The 19,688-nt window shown below is 69.2% G+C and carries 16 protein-coding genes and 2 rRNA genes; 3 read left to right on the forward strand and 15 right to left on the reverse strand.

The genetic code is table 11. The features are described 5' to 3' along the window. Positions 1–108 precede the first annotated feature (108 nt). From R2D22_RS16220 to R2D22_RS16240, 5 genes are all read right to left on the reverse strand, one after another. Positions 109–1,779: a bifunctional uroporphyrinogen-III C-methyltransferase/uroporphyrinogen-III synthase gene (locus R2D22_RS16220; protein ID WP_318104196.1), complete on the reverse strand. Its 1,671-nt coding sequence runs from the start codon at positions 1,777–1,779 to the stop codon at positions 109–111. After that, positions 1,776–2,762 (reverse strand): hydroxymethylbilane synthase, encoded by a 987-nt coding sequence (hemC, locus tag R2D22_RS16225; protein ID WP_318104199.1) that lies wholly within the window; start codon positions 2,760–2,762, stop codon positions 1,776–1,778. Before hemC ends, R2D22_RS16220 begins: the two co-directional genes overlap by 4 nt. Further along, positions 2,759–4,114: a glutamyl-tRNA reductase gene (locus tag R2D22_RS16230; RefSeq protein WP_318104202.1), complete on the reverse strand. Its 1,356-nt coding sequence runs from the start codon at positions 4,112–4,114 to the stop codon at positions 2,759–2,761. The genes hemC and R2D22_RS16230 overlap by 4 nt, the downstream gene beginning before the upstream one ends. Further along, positions 4,111–4,914, reverse strand: coding sequence for a redox-sensing transcriptional repressor Rex (locus R2D22_RS16235; protein WP_318104204.1), 804 nt, complete (start codon positions 4,912–4,914; stop codon positions 4,111–4,113). The genes R2D22_RS16230 and R2D22_RS16235 overlap by 4 nt, the downstream gene beginning before the upstream one ends. A gap of 272 nt (positions 4,915–5,186) precedes the next feature. After that, complete coding sequence (locus tag R2D22_RS16240; RefSeq protein WP_318104206.1) at positions 5,187–5,462, reverse strand: glutaredoxin family protein; 276 nt, start codon at positions 5,460–5,462, stop codon at positions 5,187–5,189. 117 nt (positions 5,463–5,579) lie between these two features. On the opposite strand from R2D22_RS16240, the gene R2D22_RS16245 reads away from it, so the two are divergent. The 3 genes from R2D22_RS16245 to R2D22_RS16255 all read left to right on the forward strand — a co-directional run bounded on the left by R2D22_RS16245 (position 5,580) and on the right by R2D22_RS16255 (position 9,190). Next, the gene (locus tag R2D22_RS16245) at positions 5,580–6,524 is read left to right on the forward strand and encodes an HAD family hydrolase (RefSeq protein WP_318104209.1); all 945 of its coding nucleotides are present in this window, start codon (positions 5,580–5,582) and stop codon (positions 6,522–6,524) included. Between the two features lie 394 nt (positions 6,525–6,918). Continuing rightward, positions 6,919–7,710 (forward strand): ECF subfamily RNA polymerase sigma factor, BldN family, encoded by a 792-nt coding sequence (locus tag R2D22_RS16250; protein ID WP_318104211.1) that lies wholly within the window; start codon positions 6,919–6,921, stop codon positions 7,708–7,710. A 277-nt stretch (positions 7,711–7,987) separates the two neighbouring features. Beyond that, complete coding sequence (locus R2D22_RS16255) at positions 7,988–9,190, forward strand: DUF5667 domain-containing protein (protein ID WP_318104214.1); 1,203 nt, start codon at positions 7,988–7,990, stop codon at positions 9,188–9,190. 119 nt (positions 9,191–9,309) lie between these two features. On the opposite strand, the gene R2D22_RS16260 is transcribed toward R2D22_RS16255, so the two are convergent. The 10 genes from R2D22_RS16260 to R2D22_RS16305 all read right to left on the reverse strand — a co-directional run bounded on the left by R2D22_RS16260 (position 9,310) and on the right by R2D22_RS16305 (position 19,611). After that, positions 9,310–10,389 (reverse strand): lysophospholipid acyltransferase family protein, encoded by a 1,080-nt coding sequence (locus R2D22_RS16260; protein ID WP_318104216.1) that lies wholly within the window; start codon positions 10,387–10,389, stop codon positions 9,310–9,312. Between the two features lie 2 nt (positions 10,390–10,391). Further along, the gene (locus R2D22_RS16265; protein WP_318104219.1) at positions 10,392–11,438 is read right to left on the reverse strand and encodes an NAD-dependent epimerase/dehydratase family protein; all 1,047 of its coding nucleotides are present in this window, start codon (positions 11,436–11,438) and stop codon (positions 10,392–10,394) included. A 167-nt stretch (positions 11,439–11,605) separates the two neighbouring features. Beyond that, on the reverse strand, positions 11,606–11,704 hold the full coding sequence (locus R2D22_RS16270; RefSeq protein WP_003948845.1) for a 30S ribosomal protein bS22: 99 nt from the start codon (positions 11,702–11,704) through the stop codon (positions 11,606–11,608). 173 nt (positions 11,705–11,877) lie between these two features. After that, positions 11,878–12,087 carry a helix-turn-helix domain-containing protein gene (locus tag R2D22_RS16275; RefSeq protein WP_318104222.1) on the reverse strand — a complete coding sequence of 70 codons (210 nt, stop codon included), beginning with the start codon at positions 12,085–12,087 and terminating at the stop codon, positions 11,878–11,880. A gap of 128 nt (positions 12,088–12,215) precedes the next feature. After that, a complete protein-coding gene (locus R2D22_RS16280; RefSeq protein WP_318104224.1) occupies positions 12,216–13,031 on the reverse strand; it encodes a phosphatase in 816 nt (271 codons plus the stop codon). Positions 13,032–13,187: 156 nt separating this feature from the next. Continuing rightward, complete coding sequence (locus tag R2D22_RS16285) at positions 13,188–14,363, reverse strand: acetoin utilization protein AcuC (RefSeq protein ID WP_318104227.1); 1,176 nt, start codon at positions 14,361–14,363, stop codon at positions 13,188–13,190. Continuing rightward, positions 14,332–15,531, reverse strand: coding sequence for an MFS transporter (locus R2D22_RS16290; protein ID WP_318104229.1), 1,200 nt, complete (start codon positions 15,529–15,531; stop codon positions 14,332–14,334). Before R2D22_RS16290 ends, R2D22_RS16285 begins: the two co-directional genes overlap by 32 nt. A 44-nt stretch (positions 15,532–15,575) precedes the next feature. Next, entirely contained in the window at positions 15,576–16,223 is a 648-nt protein-coding gene (locus tag R2D22_RS16295) for an HAD family hydrolase (protein ID WP_318104231.1), read from the reverse strand. A gap of 81 nt (positions 16,224–16,304) precedes the next feature. Next, positions 16,305–16,421 (reverse strand): 5S ribosomal RNA (gene rrf / locus R2D22_RS16300). Positions 16,422–16,494: 73 nt separating this feature from the next. Beyond that, a 23S ribosomal RNA gene (locus R2D22_RS16305) occupies positions 16,495–19,611 on the reverse strand. Positions 19,612–19,688: the final 77 nt, after the last annotated feature.

Consider the following 19,688-nt stretch of genomic DNA (forward strand, 5'->3'; position numbering starts at 1 on the left):
CAGAGGGTGCATTTACCGACACCCTGCCGGACCAGGAAGGCCGCGCCTGCCCCCACGCCCCCGGACGCGCGAGGGGCGCGGGACCCGTCCGGTCCCGCGCCCCTTCGGTCACGTCGTGCGGCGGCGCCGCGCGCCCGGCCGGCGCTCGGACGGCCGCGTCACCGGGTCGCCCGCCTCCAGCGCCGCCTCGCGGCGCCGGACGCCGAAGTCCGCCAGCGCCTCGGCGAGCTTGTGGACCGACGGCTCCGGGGAGAGGACGTCGACCCGCAGGCCGTGCTCCTCGGCCGTCTTCGCCGTCGCCGGGCCGATGCAGGCGATGACCGTCACGTTGTGCGGCTTGCCGGCGATGCCGACGAGGTTCCGCACCGTCGACGAGGAGGTGAACAGGACCGCGTCGAAGCCGCCGCCCTTGATCGCCTCGCGGGTGTCTGCCGGCGGCGGCGAGGCGCGCACGGTCCGGTAGGCCGTGACGTCGTCGACCTCCCAGCCGAGCTCGATCAGGCCCGCGACCAGCGTCTCGGTCGCGATGTCGGCGCGCGGCAGGAAGACACGGTCGATCGGGTCGAAGACCGGGTCGTACGGCGGCCAGTCCTCCAGGAGGCCCGCCGCGGACTGCTCGCCGCTCGGCACGAGGTCCGGCTTCACGCCGAAGTCGATGAGCGCCTTCGCGGTCTGCTCGCCGACCGCCGCGACCTTGATCCCGGCGAAGGCCCGGGCGTCGAGCCCGTACTCCTCGAACTTCTCCCGGACGGCCTTGACCGCGTTGACGCTGGTGAAGGCGATCCACTCGTAGCGGCCGGTCACCAGGCCCTTCACCGCGCGCTCCATCTGCTGGGGCGTGCGCGGCGGCTCGACGGCGATGGTCGGCACCTCGTGCGGCACCGCGCCGTACGAGCGCAGCTGGTCGGAGAGCGAGGCGGCCTGCTCCTTGGTGCGCGGTACGAGGACCTTCCAGCCGAACAGCGGCTTGGACTCGAACCACGCGAGCTGGTCACGCTGGGCCGGGGCGCACCGCTCCCCGACCACGGCTATGACGGGCTGGTGGCCGTCGGGCGACGGCAGGACCTTGCCCTGCTTGAAGACCTGCGCGATCGTGCCGAGCGTCGCGCTCCAGGTCCGCTGCCGGGTGGTGGTGCCGGCGACGGTCACGGTGAGCGGGGTGTCCGGCTTACGGCCTGCCGCCACCAGCTCGCCCGCGGCCGCCGCGACGGCGTCCAGGGACGTGGAGACCACGACGGTCCCGTCGGACGTGCCCACCTCGGCCCAGCAGCGGTCGTCCGCGGTCCTGGCGTCGACGAAACGGACGTCGGTGCCCTGCGCGTCGCGCAGCGGGACACCGGCGTACGCGGGCACGCCCACCGCCGTCGCGACTCCGGGGACGACCTCGAAGGGGACGCCCGCTGCGGCGCAGGCGAGCATCTCCGCGCCGGCGTCACCGTCGAGGCCGGGGTCACCGGTCACCGCACGGACGACCCGCTTGCCGCCCCGTGCGGCCTCCATGACAAGATTGGCCGCATCCCTCAACACGGGGACATCGGCGGTTGTTGACGCCTTGTCAACGACCGTCAGCTCGGGCGTGCTCACGCCCGGGCGGGCATGGCCGCGGACGACGTCGAGCACGTCCGGCTCGGCGATCAGGACGTCGGCACCCGCCAGGGCCTCGACGGCCCTCAGGGTCAGCAGTCCGGGATCACCGGGGCCTGCGCCGAGGAAGGTGACGTGTCCCTGCCCGAAGGGAAGGGACGACGCGTGGCTGGCAGTCGGGCTGGTGGGGCTCAAAGTGCTCGCTCCCCCATAAGACCGGCCGCACCCTTGGCGAGCATCTCGGCCGCGAGTTCGCGTCCGAGGGCCGTCGCCGCGTCGTTCGACGTGGGCACGGGACCGGTGGTGGACAGCTGCACGAGCGTGGAACCGTCGGTGGTGCCGACGACGCCACGCAGGCGCATTTCGGTGAAAATCTGCCCGCGGCCGGAATCTTCGGCCAGCAGGTCGGCCAGCGCACCCACGGGTGCGGAGCAGCCGGCCTCCAGGGCGGCGAGCAGGGTCCGCTCGGCGGTCACGGCGGCCCGGGTGTGCGGGTCGTCGAGAGCGCCGAGCGTGGTGACGAGGTCGGCGTTCGACGCCGCGCACTCGATCGCCAGGGCCCCCTGGCCGGGGGCGGGCAGGACGGTGTCGACCGACAGGAAGTCGAGCGACAGGGAGCCGGTGAGCTCCTCGGTCCCGCCGATGCGGTTGAGGCCGGCCGCGGCGAGAACCACCGCGTCCAGCTCGCCCTTGTGCACGTATCCGACGCGGGTGTCGATGTTCCCGCGGATCGGCACGGTCTCGATGCGCAGCCCGTGGGACCGCGCGAACGCGTTGAGCTGCGCCATCCGGCGCGGCGAGCCGGTGCCCACGCGGGCGCCGTCGGGCAGCGTCTCCAGCGTCAGGCCGTCGCGCGCGATCAGGACGTCGCGCGGGTCCTCGCGCTCCGGGATCGCGGCCAGCACCAGGTCGGGGTGCTGGGCGGTCGGCAGGTCCTTGAGCGAGTGGACGGCGAAGTCGACCTCGCCGGCCAGCAGCGCGTCGCGCAGCGCGGCGACGAACACGCCGGTGCCGCCGATCTGCGCGAGGTGCTCACGGGAGACGTCCCCGTACGTCGTGATCTCCACGAGCTCGACGGGCCGGCCGGTCAGCCGCCGGACGGCGTCGGCCACATGCCCGGACTGGGCCATGGCGAGCTTGCTGCGCCTGGTCCCGAGCCTCAGTGCCCTCTCGGTCATACTCGCCCTCGGTTCTTGACGTCGGCGTCATTCAGGTCGGCCCGGGAGACGGAGGCGACCGTCTCCGGGTCGAGGTCGAAGAGGGTCCGCAGCGCGTCCGCGTACCCGGCGCCGCCGGGCTCGCTGGCGAGCTGCTTGACCCGCACGGTCGGCGCGTGCAGCAGCTTGTCCACCACGCGCCGTACGGTCTGGGTGATCTCGGCGCGCTGCTTCTCGTCGAGGCCGGGCAGCCGGCCCTCGAGCCGCGCGACCTCGCCGGCGACCACGTCGGCGGCCATGGTGCGCAGGGCGACCACGGTCGGCGTGATGTGCGCGGCGCGCTGGGCGGCGCCGAACGCGGCGACCTCGTCCGAGACGATCGAGCGGACCTGGTCGACGTCGTTGGCCATCGGGGCGTCGGCGGACGCCTCGGCCAGCGACTCGATGTCGACGAGCCGGACACCGGTCATCCGGTGGGCGGCGGCGTCGATGTCACGCGGCATGGCGAGGTCGAGCAGGGCGAGCGGGGCGGTACGTCCCGTCGTCGCGGCCTCGACGGCCTCGCCGGTCAGGACCAGTCCGGTGGCACCGGTGCAGGAGACGACGACATCGGCACGTGTCAGTTCGTCGCCGACGGCAACCATCTCGACCGCGCGGGCGGCCACCCCGGTGCCTCCGGGCTCGGCGAGGATCTCGGCGAGCCGCTCGGCGCGGGCCATGGTGCGGTTGGCGATGACGACCTCGGCGACCCCGGCGCGCGCCAGCGTGGCGGCGGCCAGCGAGGACATCGAGCCGGCGCCGATCACCAGGGCGCGCTTGCCGGCGGCCCAGGCGTCGACGGGGGTGCCGTCGGCGAGCTGCTCCAGGCCGAAGGTGACCAGGGACTGGCCGGCGCGGTCGATCCCGGTCTCGCTGTGCGCCCGCTTGCCGACCCGCAGCGCCTGCTGGAACAGGTCGTTCAGGAGCCGGCCGGCGGTGTGCTGCTCCTGGCCGAGCGCGAGGGCGTCCTTGATCTGGCCGAGGATCTGGCCTTCGCCGACGACCATCGAGTCGAGTCCGCAGGCCACCGAGAAGAGGTGGTGGACGGCCCGGTCCTCGTAGTGCACATAGAGATAAGGAGTGAGCTCCTCGAGGCCCACGCCGCTGTGCTGGGCGAGCAGCGTGGACAGCTCGGCGACGCCCGCGTGGAACTTGTCCACGTCGGCGTACAGCTCGATGCGGTTGCAGGTGGCCAGCACGGTGCCCTCGACGGCCGGTTCGGCGGCGAGGGTGTCGTGCAGCAGCTTGACCTGGGTGTCCCCGGACAGCGCGGCCCGCTCCAGAACACTGACCGGGGCGCTGCGGTGACTGAGTCCGACGACGAGGAGGCTCATGCCGGCATCACGGCGGGGGCGTCCCCGTCAGGTCCCTTGCGGCCGCCGCCCTTGCCGCCACGCGCGGGAGCGTCGCCCTCGGTCGCGGCGTAGGGGGCGGGGGCGGACGGCAGGGCGCCGGGCTCGGCGCCCGCCTCCTCACCGGCCTTGCGCTGCTCGTGGAAGGCGAGGATCTGCAGCTCGATCGAGAGGTCGACCTTGCGCACGTCCACGCCGTCGGGCACGGACAGCACGGTCGGGGCGAAGTTCAGGATGGAGGTGACGCCGGCGGCCACGAGCCGGTCGCAGACCTGCTGGGCGACACCGGCCGGGGTGGCGATGACCCCGATGGAGACGCCGTCCTCCGCGATGATCTTCTCGAGGTCGTCGCTGTGCTGGACGGGGATCCCGGCGACCGGCTTGCCGGTCATGGCGGGATCGGCGTCGATCAGCGCCGCGACGCGGAAGCCGCGGGAGGCGAAGCCGCCGTAGCCGGCGAGGGCCGCGCCGAGGTTACCGATACCGACGATCACGACCGGCCAGTCCTGGGTCAGGCCGAGCTCGCGGGAGATCTGGTAGACGAGGTACTCGACGTCGTAGCCGACACCGCGGGTGCCGTACGAGCCGAGGTAGCTGAAGTCCTTGCGCAGCTTCGCGGAGTTGACCCCCGCGGCGGCTGCGAGCTCCTCGGAGGAGACCGTGGGTACGGAGCGCTCCGACAGTGCGGTGAGCGCACGCAGATACAGCGGAAGCCGGGCGACGGTGGCCTCGGGGATTCCTCGGCTGCGGGTCGCCGGTCGGTGAGTTCGGCCAGTTGCCACGGTGCTCCTGCGGGATGAGCGGGGCTGCAGGCGGCCATACGTCCCAGGACCGCCCCGTCGAATGCAGGCTATGTCTTTGTGAACGCGTGCACAAAGATGGTGTCCGTTTTGTCCGGCCAAAGTGACCGGGGTCACGCGACCGGTTCGCGCCAGGACGGAACCGCGGAGCGCGTCAGCCCGTTGAAGACCCGAAGGGGGCAAAACCGCACACTCTCCTCATGACCCCGCCCCCGAAAGCCAACAAAACGTCCACGATGGTAGCCGCCTTTCGGTCAGGCCCCCAGTTCGCGCCGCAGCCGTCCCGCGTCCACCTTCCAGAAGGTGTGCTGTTCACCGTCGACGAGTACGACCGGAATCTGTTCCCAGTAGGCCCGATGGAGCTCCTCGTCCTGGGTGATGTCCTTCTCCTCCCAGAGTGCTCCCGTCTCCACGCAGACGGCCTCCACGACCGCCCGCGCGTCGTCGCAGAGGTGACACCCCGGCTTGCCGATCAGCGTCACGGTGCGCGGGCCGGCCTTCTTCTTCGTACGTCCGAACATGCCGTCCATTCTGCGCCGTCCGCGCCGCGCCGGTGGGCGTCCGCTTAACAGGGGAGTCCCGCAGTGTTCACGCTCCGGTATCGCCACGGGTCGGGAGGTGCCGAACAGACTGGCTATGCTCACGACATGGCCGCACTGGGATGGCTCACCCCTCGTAAGCGTTCCGCGACCGCGCGCAGCGTCCTGGCCGGAGAGGCCGCGGCAGAGGCAGCGCGCAAGACGTCGCAGGAGCTGGAGTCGGTCGCGACCGCGGACGCGACCGCCGAGAAGCCCGCGGAGCCCGCGTTCCCCGTCGTCGGGGACGTGGAGGCCGCCGCCTTCTTCGACCTCGACAACACCGTCATGCAGGGCGCCGCGATCTTCCACTTCGGACGCGGCCTGTACAAGCGGAAGTTCTTCCAGCGCCGCGAACTGGCCCGGTTCGCCTGGCAGCAGGCGTGGTTCCGGATGGCCGGCGTCGAGGACCCCGAGCACATGCAGGACGCCCGCGACAGCGCGCTGTCCATCGTCAAGGGCCACCGCGTCGCCGAGCTGATGACCATCGGCGAGGAGATCTACGACGAGTACATGGCCGACCGCATCTGGCCGGGCACCCGGGCGCTGGCCCAGGCGCACCTGGACGCGGGCCAGAAGGTCTGGCTGGTCACGGCCGCCCCGGTCGAGACGGCGACGATCATCGCCCGCCGGCTCGGCCTGACCGGCGCGCTCGGCACTGTCGCCGAGTCCGTCGACGGCGTGTACACCGGCAAGCTGGTCGGCGAGCCGCTGCACGGCCCCGCCAAGGCCGAGGCGGTACGGGCGCTGGCCGCGGCCGAGGGCCTGGACCTGTCCCGCTGCGCGGCGTACAGCGACTCGCACAACGACATCCCGATGCTCTCGCTCGTCGGGCACCCGTACGCCATCAACCCGGACACCAAGCTGCGCAAGCACGCGAAGGCGCGCGACTGGCGGCTGCGCGACTACCGGACGGGCCGCAAGGCGGCCAAGGTCGGCATCCCGGCGGCCGCCGGGGTGGGCGCGCTGGCCGGCGGCACCGCCGCCGCGGTGGCGCTGCACCGCCGCCGCCGCTGAACCTTCTGCCCGTCCGCGATCGTCTCTGACTACGTGGGACAGGCGCCTGTCACCCGTCCGTGGTCGAACAGCGCCACGCCGGGCGGCATCTGGCCAATCTGCGTTTCCTACCCCGCACCGGGGCCTGCCAGTCGCATTGTCTGCGGTCGGGCACAACGCAACGTGCAGATCGACAGATCACGAAGCAATTCGATCAACTTCCGGTCAACAAGTGCGACTTGATCCGTCCATGAGCGGTAACAGATGCGACCGAATCGATGATTTGAGCAACTGGGTGTAGCGCCGCCTGTACGAAGCGTTATTCTCCTCAGACGCATACCGGAACCCACGCGTCGCTACGACGGGTGAACGGTCCCGCACTGCACGTGATGGAAGCTCTGCCTCTGGGAGTCCCGTGTACCCACACGTCGGGGTTGACGCCTCGGGCCTGGCTACGCTGCGCGCAACGGTCCTCGACCACTTGCGCGGCTTCGTCCCCACCGCGTACGCCGTCCCCGTCTCCGTCCCCGCCTTCGCCACACCGGCTCCGGCCGGCCCCTGCTATGCCCTGGCCGACGGCGGTGCCGCCGTGGGCAGACGGGGCGGACGGGGCGGCACGGGCACCTCGACCACGGCCCGCCGCCCCACGGCCGACAGCGACAGCGCCCGCATGATGGACCTCGTCGAGCGCGCCCAGGCGGGCGAGGCCGAGGCCTTCGGGCGCCTCTACGACCAGTACAGCGACACCGTCTACCGCTACATCTACTACCGCGTCGGCGGCAAGGCGACGGCGGAGGACCTCACCAGCGAGACCTTCCTGCGCGCCCTGCGCCGGATCTCCACCTTCACCTGGCAGGGCCGCGACTTCGGCGCCTGGCTGGTCACCATCGCCCGCAACCTGGTCGCGGACCACTTCAAGTCGAGCCGGTTCCGGCTCGAGGTCACCACCGGCGAGATGCTCGACGCGAACGAGGTCGAGCGCAGCCCGGAGGACTCCGTCCTGGAGTCCCTGTCCAACGCCGCGCTGCTCGAAGCCGTCCGCCGGCTCAATCCGCAGCAGCAGGAGTGCGTGACCCTGCGCTTCCTCCAGGGGCTCTCGGTCGCCGAGACCGCCCGGGTGATGGGCAAGAACGAGGGTGCGATCAAGACGCTCCAGTACCGGGCCGTGCGCACCCTGGCCCGGCTCCTCCCGGACGACGCCCGCTGACCTCACCCCCTCCCCCACTCACCACCCCCTGCAGCACCCCACCCCCCGCCCTTCCACGCCCACTTCAACTCACCGTCGGTGACGCCTCGATGACGCACTGGTCCGATCATCTTTCGCGCGTAACCCAAGTGCCGCGCCGCTCGTTGTGCGGGATGCAGGCTCCCTATGGTCACGCCATGTCCACTTCCACTCACTCTTTCGTGTGGATGTGCTCAAGGTGTGCAACCTTCCGGACCCCAAGGGGAGTCGACCGTCATGACGAGAGGAGGTGCCGCCAGTGATCGCGAACGTTTCGGCGCACCGGCGGGCGAACGCCTTCGCCCAGGCCCTGGAGGATCGGACGCTTCAGGGCACGGCGGCCGAGCAGCCCGAGGTTTCGGCCGAACCGGCCGAACAGGGGCGGCTGTTGGCCCTGGCGAACGGTCTGGGCGAGCTGCCGAAGCCCGCAATGGATCCCGAGACCAAGGTGGTGCAGCGAGCCCAGCTCGTGGCCGCCATGGAGGCGATGTTCGCGGAGGGGACCGCGGCCGCGGGCCCTACCGTGCCGGAGCAACGGGCCCCGAGCGGCCGGGGAGCCCACCGGGCCTCGCCGCTCCGGAAATTGCGTCCCCGATCCCGGTGGACGAAGGGCATCGCGGCGGGCGGGCTCACCGTCGGTGTGGCCGCCGGCGCTTTCAGCGGTGTGGCTGCTGCGAGTTCCGACGCCCTGCCCGGTGACTCGCTCTACGGGCTCAAGCGCGGCATGGAGGACCTCAAGCTCGGGATGGCGGACGACGACGCGGACCGCGGCGGCATCTACCTCGACCAGGCGTCGACCCGGCTCAGCGAGGCCCGCCGACTCATGGAACGGGACCGCGCCGGCGCCCTGGACCACGAGTCGCTCGCCGAGATCCGCCGTGCGCTGGGCGGCATGCAGCACGACGCCGCCGAGGGCCACCGGCTGCTCCGCCTCGCCTACGACCGGGACGGCGAGATCGCCCCGATGGCGCGGCTGAACGCGTTCGCACAGTCCCACCGCGCCACCTGGCAAGGCCTGCGGGGCCGGCTCCCCGCGCAGCTGACCGACGTCGGCAACCAGGTCAACGACGTCTTCAACGCCATAGACGAAGACGTCGAGCCGCTCCAGTCGGTGCTCCCCCGCACCCTGGACAGGGGCCCCGGCGGCACGTCCGTCCCCGGCGACGGCACGACCCCGAGCAGCGGGACCGGCTCGCGCACGCCGTCCTCCGCGACCTCCCCCGGCGCGTCCGGCACGGAGACGCAGCCCCGCCCGTCGGGATCCGGCTCCGGCTCCAAGGACCGGGAGGACGACGGCCTGCTCGGCGGCAACACGGGCGGCCTGCTCGACCCGCCCGCGACGGGCGCCACCCCGGCCCCGTCCGGCGGCCAGTCCACCGCCCCCCGCCCCGACGTCACCCTCCCGCCCCTGCTGCCGGGCCTCCTCCCGGGCCTCGGCATCGACAGCGAGAGCACCGACTAGCGCGGCACGGCAGAAGAGCGGCACAGCACAGGAAAGGGGCGCCCCTCCGGCAACGGAGGAGCGCCCCTTTCGCGTACGAGCGGTACGGGGCCGTACGAGCGGCGCGCGCCCCGTACCCCTCAGAAGAACACCGACCGCCGCTGCACCAGCAGCTTGTACAACGTGTGCTGGATCTGTTCGCGGACCTGGTCCGTCAGGTTGAACATCAGCATCGGGTCCTCGGCCGCCTCCGCCGGGTAGCCGTCCGTCGGGATCGGCTCGCCGAACTGGATCGTCCACTTCGTCGGCAGCGGCAGCGCGCCCAGCGGCCCCAGCCACGGGAACGTCGGCGTGATCGGGAAGTACGGGAAACCCAGGATCCGGGCGAGCGTCTTCGCGTTGCCGATCATCGGGTAGATCTCCTCCGCCCCGACGATCGAGCACGGCACGATCGGCACCCCGGCCCGCAGCGCCGTCGAGACGAACCCGCCCCGCCCGAACCGCTGCAGCTTGTACCGCTCGCCGAACGGCTTCCCGATGCCCTTGAAGCCCTCCGGCATCACGCCCACGATCTCGCCGCGACTCAGCAGCCGCTCCGCGTCCTCCGCGCACGCCAGCGTGTGCCCGGCCTTGCGGGCCAGCTCGTTGACCACCGGCAGCATGAAGACCAGATCGGCGGCGAGCAGCCGCAGGTGCCGGCCCGCCGGATGGTTGTCGTGGACGGCGACCTGCATCATCAGCCCGTCCAGCGGCAGCGTCCCGGAGTGGTTGGCCACCACCAGCGCCCCGCCCTTGGCGGGGATGTTCTCGATGCCCTTGACCTCGACCCGGAAGTACTTCTCGTACATCGGGCGCAGCAGCGACATCAGGACCTGGTCGGTGAGCTCCTCGTCGTACCCGAACTCGTCGACGTCGTACTCGCCCGTCACCCGGCGCCGCAGGAACGCCAGACCGCCCGCGAGCCGCCGCTCCCAGCCGCTCCGGGCCGACTCCGCGCCCGGGGCCGCCCCGGCGGCCCCCTGGGCCTCCTGGGCGCCCTCGGCCCCGCCACGGCCCTCAGGGGCTCCCGAGGCCGTCTCCGAGGCCGTCTGCGCGACCTCCAGCGGCGTCCGCTGCCGGCCGGGCAGCGGGCTGACGGCCGTGTCCCGCGCCGCCGCGGACCGCCGCCGGGGCGGCCGCGGCCGGTCGTCGTCGAACGGAATGACCTTGGCGTCCGCCATCGTTACGCGCGCTCCCTCGTACTCGTCGTCAGCCGGGCCGCGACCCGGTCCACCGCTCCCGCCAGGCTCTCAGGCGGCAGCAGACCCGGCCCGCGGCTGCGCGCGAAGTCCGCGAAGGTCTCGGCCGTGGTGAACCGGGGCGCGAAGCCGAGCGTCTCGCGCATCTGCACGGTGGAGACGACCCTGCCGTGCGTCAGCAGCCGGATCTGCTCGGGCGAGAAGTCCGTCACCCCGACCGTCCGCAGCGCCTGGCCCACCCACGTCACCGCCGGCAACAGCACCGGCACCGTCGGCCGGCCGAGCCGCCGCGCGCACTGCGAGAGCAGCAGCACCCCGTCGCCCGCCACGTTGAACGTGCCGCTGTTCAGCGTCGCCCGGCGCGGCTCGCGCGAGGCGATCCGCAGCACGTCGATCACGTCGTCCTCGTGCACGAACTGCAGCCGCGGGTCGTAGCCGAACACCGTCGGCAGCACCGGCAGCGACAGGTACTCGGCGAGCGGGGAGTCCGCGCACGGCCCGAGGATGTTCGCGAACCGCAGCACGCACACCGCCACGTCCGGGCGGCGCCGGGCGAAGCCCCGTACGTACCCCTCGACCTCGACCGCGTCCTTCGCGAAGCCGCCGCTCGGCAGCGACTTCGGCGGGGTGGTCTCGGTGAAGACGGCCGGGTCGCGCGGCGCGGAGCCGTACACGCTCGTACTGGACTTGATCACCAGCCGCTTGATCCGCGGCGACTTCTGGCACGCGCCGAGCAGCTGCATGGTGCCGATGACGTTGGTCTCCTTGACCGACGTACGGCCGCCGGCGCCGAGCGCCGTGCCGGTGACGTCCATGTGGACCACCGTGTCGACGTCGTGTTCGGCGAGCACCTTCGCGATCGTCGGCTGGCGGATGTCCGCCCGGACGAATTCCGCGCCGCCGAGACGGTGCTCGGGCGGCACGGCGTCCACCGCGACCACCCGCTCCACGTCGGGGTCCCGCTGGATGCGGCGGACGAAACGGCCGCCGAGCTGCCGGGCCACACCGGTGACGAGCACGACCTTTCCCAAGACCAGCGCCTTCCCTTCGGTCCTCGCCTGTGCGCCACCGTAGCGGTTGCCTGTTGCGCTGTGATGACCACCGGGTGCAACCACGCGAAAAACGACGTGGCCCCTCCACCGGAACGGTGAAGGGGCCACGCCCGACGCGCATGAAGCCCGTCGCGTACAGCTGCCGCTTACTTCTTGTTGCGACGCTGAACGCGGGTGCGCTTGAGCAGCTTGCGGTGCTTCTTCTTCGCCATCCGCTTGCGCCGCTTCTTGATAACAGAGCCCACGACTACCCTCGCTCACTTCTCGGAACATCCCCGCGCCAGCGGGGATCGGTGCGGGGCGTCTGGGCCCACACGACCTACGTCGGCCTAGCCTACCGGCCCGAGCGCCGAGCTTGTAATCCGAGGGGTACGGGAACCCCCGGGGATCTCTGGGAGATCCCCCGGAGAACTCCCGGCTACGCGGTCTCCACCCCCACGAAGGAGTCCCGGAGGTACTCGTGCACCGCTTGCTCCGGGACCCGGAAGGACCTTCCCACCCGGATCGCCGGCAGATGACCGCTGTGCACCAAGCGGTACACGGTCATCTTCGACACACGCATCACCGAGGCGACTTCCGCCACGGTCAGAAACTTGACCTCGTTGAGAGGCCTCTCGCCTGCAGCCATGACCCACCTGTACCTTCCGCACACGACGCCCACCGGCTTCCCCTCCGGTGACCCTGCGTCGCTGTGCGCTCACTCCCCAGACTAGGGGCGGGTGATGCGAGTGGGGAAGAGGAGCAGCCATCGGCGGCCTACTGTGACAGACACGCTCGATTGAGTACATAGCGCGTGAGCGGGCGGTAGTAGGCGGACCGCACAGCGTCATCGAGCGGAACCGCGACGGACACCCGCCCCTCCGCCTCCCCCACGAACAGCGCCGGATCGTCCGTGTCGGCCAGCCCGATGGCCTCAAGGCCCAGCTGACCAGCCCCGCAGACCCAGCCGTGGTCCCCCACGACGAGCTCAGGAAGCGGCAGGCCGGCGTCGGCCGCGCCCTCCAGAGCGGCCCTGACCGGGAGCGGCGAGTGCGTGTGCGCCCCCGGTTCACGCCCGGCTGCGGGCGCTCCGGGTTCGCGCACGAACGCGACTCCCCGTACGTAGTCGAGGTTGTACGTACGTAGACCGAACCGGGTCGTTATGTCGACACATCGCCCCTGCGACGGGGTGAGGACAAGACATCCCGCCGCCGACATCGCGTCTGCGAGCCCGGCGTAGAACCCGAGCAGCCGGTGCGGATGCCCCGTCCCGAACAGCACCGGAGCCCGCCGCGCCGCCGCCGCCCGCAGCCGCACCGCGAACGCGTCGAGGCCGTGCAGGGTCCGCTCCGGGTCGATGACATCGGGCCCCGTACGGTGCCGTGGGTCGTCCGACACCCCGCACTTGGCCACCATCAGCCGCAGCAGTTCCTGCTCGTCCCAGCGCCGGTCGGGGTGCAGCCCCAGCGTCACCCGCGGATCGCGCGCGGCGAAGAGCCGGTAGCTCCGCAGACTCTCCTCGCGCGAGGTCGACACGGGCCCGGCCAACCTCGCCGCCAACAGATGCGCACGCAACGCCCCGGTACTCAGCACCCTCTCGATGCTGCCGCAGACCCCGCCCGCAAACGTCAAAACCCGCCACAGACACCACAGTTGGCGTAACGCCGCCGCAGACTGTCCGAATGTCCCCGGGTACGGGGCCACGAGGGCCCCGGTAAGGCGCTACGAGGGCCCGGGCGCCCTCCCGGCTCAGGGCAGCAGCCCGCGCAGCGGGAACGCCGCCTTACGAGTGGCGAGGACCGCCTGGTCCAGCCGGTCGGCCGGGTCGTACCCCTCCGACCAGTCCCGCCACCCCACCGGCCACCGGCCGTCCGTCATCCGTCCAGGACCCAGCTGCCGCGTCCGCGCGTACACCTGGTCCTTCCACTCCACCGGGATGACCGACTCCGGCTCCACCGGCGCGTGCGCCGCGATGCCCACCAGATGCGTCCACGACCGCGGCACGACGTCCACCACCGCGTACCCGCCACCGCCCAGCGCGACCCACCGCCCGTCGGCGTACTGGTGCGCCAGGTCGTGGCACGCTTCCTGCACCGCCCGCTGCGCGTCCAGCGACACCGCCAGATGGGCCAGTGGGTCCTCGAAGTGCGTGTCGGCCCCGTGCTGCGTCACCAGGACCTGCGGCCGGAAGTCCGCGATCAGCTCCGGCACCACGGCGTGGAACGCCCGCAGCCAGCCCGCGTCCCCCGTCCCCGCCGGCAGCGCCACGTTCACCGCACCGCCCTCGCCGGCACCCTGCGCACCGGTCTCCTCCGGCCAGCCGGTCTGCGGGAACAGCGTGCGCGGGTGCTCGTGCAGCGAGATCGTCAGAACCCGGGGGTCCTCCCAGAACGCCGCCTGCACCCCGTCGCCGTGATGCACGTCCACGTCCACGTACGCGACCCGCTCCGCACCCAGCTCCAGGAGACGGGCGATCGCCAGCGACGCGTCGTTGTAGATGCAGAACCCGGACGCCGCCCCCGGCATCGCGTGGTGCAGCCCGCCCGCGAAGTTCACCGCGTGCGCGGCCTCCCCGCGCCAGACCGCCTCCGCCGCGCCGACCGACTGCCCGGCGATCAGCGCGGACACCTCGTGCATCCCCGCGAACGCCGGGTCGTCGACCGTGCCCAGCCCGTACGCCTGGTCCGCCGCCCGCGGGTCCGCGGACGCGGCCCGGACGGCCGCCACGTAGTCCTCGCGGTGCACGAGCCGCAGCGTCGAATCGCCCGCCGGCTTCGCCGCCACCACGTCGACCCGCCGGTCCAGCCCGTACGCCCGCACCAGCCCCATGGTCAGCGCGAGCCGTACCGGGTCCATCGGATGGTCGGGACCGAAGTCGTACGCCGTGACAGCGTCATCCCACATCAACAGTGCGCGGCTGCTCATGCCCGCCACCGTATCGGGCCGGTCGCGCGCCGAACGACGTGGCATACACCACCGTCACCAGGACCAACACCATCGGCACGAGCATCGCCCCGCGGTAGCTCCACGCATCGCCGAGCGCCCCCACGAGCGGGGAGCCGATCAGGAAGCCCACGTAATTGAAGACGTTGAGCCGCGCCACGGCCGCGTCGCTGTGCTCCGGGAACAGCCGCCCGGCCGCCGCGAACGTCTGCGGCACGACCACGCTCAGCCCCAGCCCGAGGACCGTGAACCCGGCCATCCCCACCCGGGCGCCCTGCGCCACCGCCACGACGGCGAACCCGACCGCCGCGAGCACCGCCCCGGCACGCACCACGGCCGCCGCACCGAAGCGCCGCACCCCGAAGTCGCCGACCGAACGGCCCAGCAGCGTCGTCACCATGTACGCGTTGTACGGCACGGTCGCCATCTCCTCCGAGCTGTGCAGCACGTCCTGGAGGTATTTCGCCGACCAGTTGGAGACCGTGGAGTCCCCGATGTACGCGAAGGTCATCACGAGACAGAGCGGCATCAGCAACTTGAACGCGACCCCACCCCGCACCTGGGAGTGCCCCGTCCCCTGCGGCGCGGGCTCGCCGTTCACGTACCAGCGGCTGCCGACGAACGCGACCGGCAGCAGCAGCGCCACCACCGGCAGATAGGACGCGAACAGCGACAGGTGCCAGTGCGCCCCCACCCAGGCCAGCGAGGCGCCGGCGATGCCACCGAGGCTGTACGAGGCGTGGAAGCCGAGCATGATGCTCCGCCCGTAAGCCCGTTGGAGGCTCACCCCCAGCATGTTCATGGAGGCGTCCAGAGCGCCCACCGCCAGACCGAAGAGCCCGAGCGCGACGGCCGCGTGCCACAGCTGCGAACCGGCCCCGACGCCCACCAGCGCGAGCAGCACCACCGGCTGCGCCCAGCGCAGCAGCGCCGCCGGCCCGGACCGGGCGACGACCTTCTCGGTCACCACGCTGGCGACTCCGGCCAGGATCGGCACGGCGGCCAGGAAGACGGGCAGCAGCCCGTCCGAGATCCCGTACTGGTCCTGGATCGCCGGTATTCGGGTCACGAGCAGGGCGAAGGTGACGCCCTGAACGAAGAAACTCACCGCGAGGGATCTGCGCCCACCCCGCAACCGCTCATCTGTCATGGCGGCACAGCGTAGGGCCCGGACCTTACTCGTGGGTAGATAGATCACAGGCCCAATCTCGGGGGCAGCTCGTCCATGCGCCCGAAGTACCGTGTGGCCCCGGCCAGCCGCTCGTGCGACGTCATGGCCGTGAACGCGTACACGTCCATCCCGGCGGCCACCGCCGCCTGGACGCCGAGCCGGCTGTCCTCGACTACGACGCACCTCTCGGGCGCCACACCCATCCGCTCGGCCGCGTGCAGGAACAGGTCCGGCGCCGGCTTGCCCCGCCCGACGTCCTGCGCACTGAAGATGTTCTCGTCCCGGAACCAGGCGTCCAGCCCCGTCTTCCGATGCCCGACGCGGATCCGCTCATGGCTCCCGGAGGAGGCGAGGCAGTACGGCACGCCCTCGTCGACGAGCCGCTTCAACACGTCGACGACGCCCGGCACTGGCTCCAACTCCCGTTCGAAGGCAGCGAATGTGCGCGCGTGCAGCGTCTCGTCGAACTCCTCCGGCAACCGCCGCCCGGTCCGCTCGAGAATCAGATCGTGCACCCGGTGCACCGCGGAGCCCATGTAGTCACGCAGGGATTCCTCGTACGAGGTGGGATGCCCGAGCTCGGTGAGATAGCCGGCCAGGATGGTATTGGCGAGCGGCTCACTGTCGACGAGCACCCCGTCGTTGTCGAAGACGACCAGTTCATAGCGCATGAGTTCACCCTAGGCGCCGAAGGATGCCGTAAACGCAGAAAAGCCCCGCACCATAAGGTGCGGGGCTTTCCCACAATGATTGTTCGGCGGCGTCCTACTCTCCCACAGGGTCCCCCCTGCAGTACCATCGGCGCTGAAAGGCTTAGCTTCCGGGTTCGGAATGTAACCGGGCGTTTCCCTAACGCTATGACCACCGAAACACTATGAAGTTGAACTCAACCGGCAAAGGGAGTTCGTTACTTCAGAACTAACACAGTGGACGCGAGCAACTGAGGACAAGCCCTCGGCCTATTAGTACCGGTCAGCTCCACCCATTACTGGGCTTCCACATCCGGCCTATCAACCCAGTCGTCTACTGGGAGCCTTACCCTCTCAAGGAGGTGGGAATACTCATCTCGAAGCAGGCTTCCCGCTTAGATGCTTTCAGCGGTTATCCCTCCCGAACGTAGCCAACCAGCCATGCCCTTGGCAGGACAACTGGCACACCAGAGGTTCGTCCGTCCCGGTCCTCTCGTACTAGGGACAGCCCTTCTCAATATTCCTGCGCGCACAGAGGATAGGGACCGAACTGTCTCACGACGTTCTAAACCCAGCTCGCGTACCGCTTTAATGGGCGAACAGCCCAACCCTTGGGACCGACTCCAGCCCCAGGATGCGACGAGCCGACATCGAGGTGCCAAACCATCCCGTCGATATGGACTCTTGGGGAAGATCAGCCTGTTATCCCCGGGGTACCTTTTATCCGTTGAGCGACGGCGCTTCCACAAGCCACCGCCGGATCACTAGTCCCGACTTTCGTCCCTGCTCGACCCGTCGGTCTCACAGTCAAGCTCCCTTGTGCACTTACACTCAACACCTGATTGCCAACCAGGCTGAGGGAACCTTTGGGCGCCTCCGTTACCCTTTGGGAGGCAACCGCCCCAGTTAAACTACCCATCAGACACTGTCCCTGATCCGGATCACGGACCGAGGTTAGACATCCAGCACGACCAGAGTGGTATTTCAACGGCGACTCCACAACCACTGGCGTGGCTGCTTCAAAGTCTCCCACCTATCCTACACAAGCCGAACCGAACACCAATATCAAACTGTAGTAAAGGTCCCGGGGTCTTTCCGTCCTTCTGCGCGAAACGAGCATCTTTACTCGTAGTGCAATTTCACCGGGCCTATGGTTGAGACAGTCGAGAAGTCGTTACGCCATTCGTGCAGGTCGGAACTTACCCGACAAGGAATTTCGCTACCTTAGGATGGTTATAGTTACCACCGCCGTTTACTGGCGCTTAAGTTCTCAGCTTCGCCCTGTCGAAACAGAGCTAACCGGTCCCCTTAACGTTCCAGCACCGGGCAGGCGTCAGTCCGTATACATCGCCTTACGGCTTCGCACGGACCTGTGTTTTTAGTAAACAGTCGCTTCTCGCTGGTCTCTGCGGCCACCCCCAGCTCAGAGTGCAAGACTCATCACCAGACGTGGCCCCCCTTCTCCCGAAGTTACGGGGGCATTTTGCCGAGTTCCTTAACCATAGTTCACCCGAACGCCTCGGTATTCTCTACCTGACCACCTGAGTCGGTTTAGGGTACGGGCCGCCATGAAACTCGCTAGAGGCTTTTCTCGACAGCATAGGATCATCCACTTCACCACAATCGGCTCGGCATCAGGTCTCAGGCTACGTGCTGTCCGGATTTGCCTAGACAGCGCCCTACACCCTTACCCCGGGACAACCACCGCCCGGGCTGGACTACCTTCCTGCGTCACCCCATCGCTTACCTACTACCACCTTGGGTCAGCGGCTCCACCACTCCCCTTTGCCCGAAGGCTCCGGGGCGGCTTCACGGCCTTAGCATTAATGGGCTCGATATTGGGCGTTTCAAAGCGGGTACCGGAATATCAACCGGTTGTCCATCGACTACGCCTGTCGGCCTCGCCTTAGGTCCCGACTTACCCTGGGCAGATCAGCTTGACCCAGGAACCCTTAGTCAATCGGCGCACACGTTTCTCACGTGTGTATCGCTACTCATGCCTGCATTCTCACTCGTGAACCGTCCACAACTCGCTTCCGCGGCTGCTTCACCCGGCACACGACGCTCCCCTACCCATCACAGCGGGCGTTGGCCCTATTGCTGCAATGACACGACTTCGGCGGTACGCTTGAGCCCCGCTACATTGTCGGCGCGGAATCACTTGACCAGTGAGCTATTACGCACTCTTTCAAGGGTGGCTGCTTCTAAGCCAACCTCCTGGTTGTCTCTGCGACTCCACATCCTTTCCCACTTAGCGTACGCTTAGGGGCCTTAGTCGATGCTCTGGGCTGTTTCCCTCTCGACCATGGAGCTTATCCCCCACAGTCTCACTGCCGTGCTCTCACTTACCGGCATTCGGAGTTTGGCTAAGGTCAGTAACCCGGTAGGGCCCATCGCCTATCCAGTGCTCTACCTCCGGCAAGAAACACACGACGCTGCACCTAAATGCATTTCGGGGAGAACCAGCTATCACGGAGTTTGATTGGCCTTTCACCCCTAACCACAGGTCATCCCCCAGGTTTTCAACCCTGGTGGGTTCGGTCCTCCACGAAGTCTTACCTCCGCTTCAACCTGCCCATGGCTAGATCACTCCGCTTCGGGTCTTGAGCGCGCTACTGAATCGCCCTATTCGGACTCGCTTTCGCTACGGCTTCCCCACACGGGTTAACCTCGCAACACACCGCAAACTCGCAGGCTCATTCTTCAAAAGGCACGCAGTCACGAGACGTGCAAGCACGTCCGACGCTCCCACGGCTTGTAGGCACACGGTTTCAGGTACTATTTCACTCCGCTCCCGCGGTACTTTTCACCATTCCCTCACGGTACTATCCGCTATCGGTCACCAGGGAATATTTAGGCTTAGCGGGTGGTCCCGCCAGATTCACACGGGATTTCTCGGGCCCCGTGCTACTTGGGTGTCTCTCAAGCAAGCCGTACAGATTTCAGCTACGGGGGTCTTACCCTCTACGCCGGACCTTTCGCATGTCCTTCGCCTATCCATACGGTTTCTGACTCGCCTCACAGCCGGCAGACTGTGAAAGAGAGATCCCACAACCCCGCATGCGCAACCCCTGCCGGGTATCACACGCATACGGTTTGGCCTCATCCGGTTTCGCTCGCCACTACTCCCGGAATCACGGTTGTTTTCTCTTCCTGAGGGTACTGAGATGTTTCACTTCCCCTCGTTCCCTCCACATGCCCTATGTGTTCAGGCATGGGTGACAGCCCATGACGACTGCCGGGTTTCCCCATTCGGAAACCCCCGGATCAAAGCCTGGTTGACGGCTCCCCGGGGACTATCGTGGCCTCCCACGTCCTTCATCGGTTCCTGGTGCCAAGGCATCCACCGTGCGCCCTTAAAAACTTGGCCACAGATGCTCGCGTCCACTGTGTAGTTCTCAAGCAACGACCAGCCACCCATCACCCTGCTGCAAGCAGCAAGTTCAC

The organism is Streptomyces sp. HUAS YS2, assembly GCF_033343995.1.
GTDB classification, from domain to species: Bacteria; Actinomycetota; Actinomycetes; order Streptomycetales; family Streptomycetaceae; genus Streptomyces; species Streptomyces solicathayae.

Bases quoted from the DNA above. Each gene is read 5' to 3' on its own strand.
- hemC (WP_318104199.1), bottom strand. From the start codon at position 2,762: ATGACCGAGAGGGCACTGAGGCTCGGGACCAGGCGCAGCAAGCTCGCC.
- R2D22_RS16230 (WP_318104202.1), bottom strand. From the start codon at position 4,114: ATGAGCCTCCTCGTCGTCGGACTCAGTCACCGCAGCGCCCCGGTCAGT.
- R2D22_RS16240 (WP_318104206.1), bottom strand. From the start codon at position 5,462: ATGGACGGCATGTTCGGACGTACGAAGAAGAAGGCCGGCCCGCGCACC.
- R2D22_RS16245 (WP_318104209.1), top strand. From the start codon at position 5,580: ATGGCCGCACTGGGATGGCTCACCCCTCGTAAGCGTTCCGCGACCGCG.
- R2D22_RS16260 (WP_318104216.1), bottom strand. From the start codon at position 10,389: ATGGCGGACGCCAAGGTCATTCCGTTCGACGACGACCGGCCGCGGCCG.
- R2D22_RS16275 (WP_318104222.1), bottom strand. From the start codon at position 12,087: ATGGCTGCAGGCGAGAGGCCTCTCAACGAGGTCAAGTTTCTGACCGTG.
- R2D22_RS16285 (WP_318104227.1), bottom strand. From the start codon at position 14,363: ATGAGCAGCCGCGCACTGTTGATGTGGGATGACGCTGTCACGGCGTAC.
- R2D22_RS16290 (WP_318104229.1), bottom strand. From the start codon at position 15,531: ATGACAGATGAGCGGTTGCGGGGTGGGCGCAGATCCCTCGCGGTGAGT.
- R2D22_RS16295 (WP_318104231.1), bottom strand. From the start codon at position 16,223: ATGCGCTATGAACTGGTCGTCTTCGACAACGACGGGGTGCTCGTCGAC.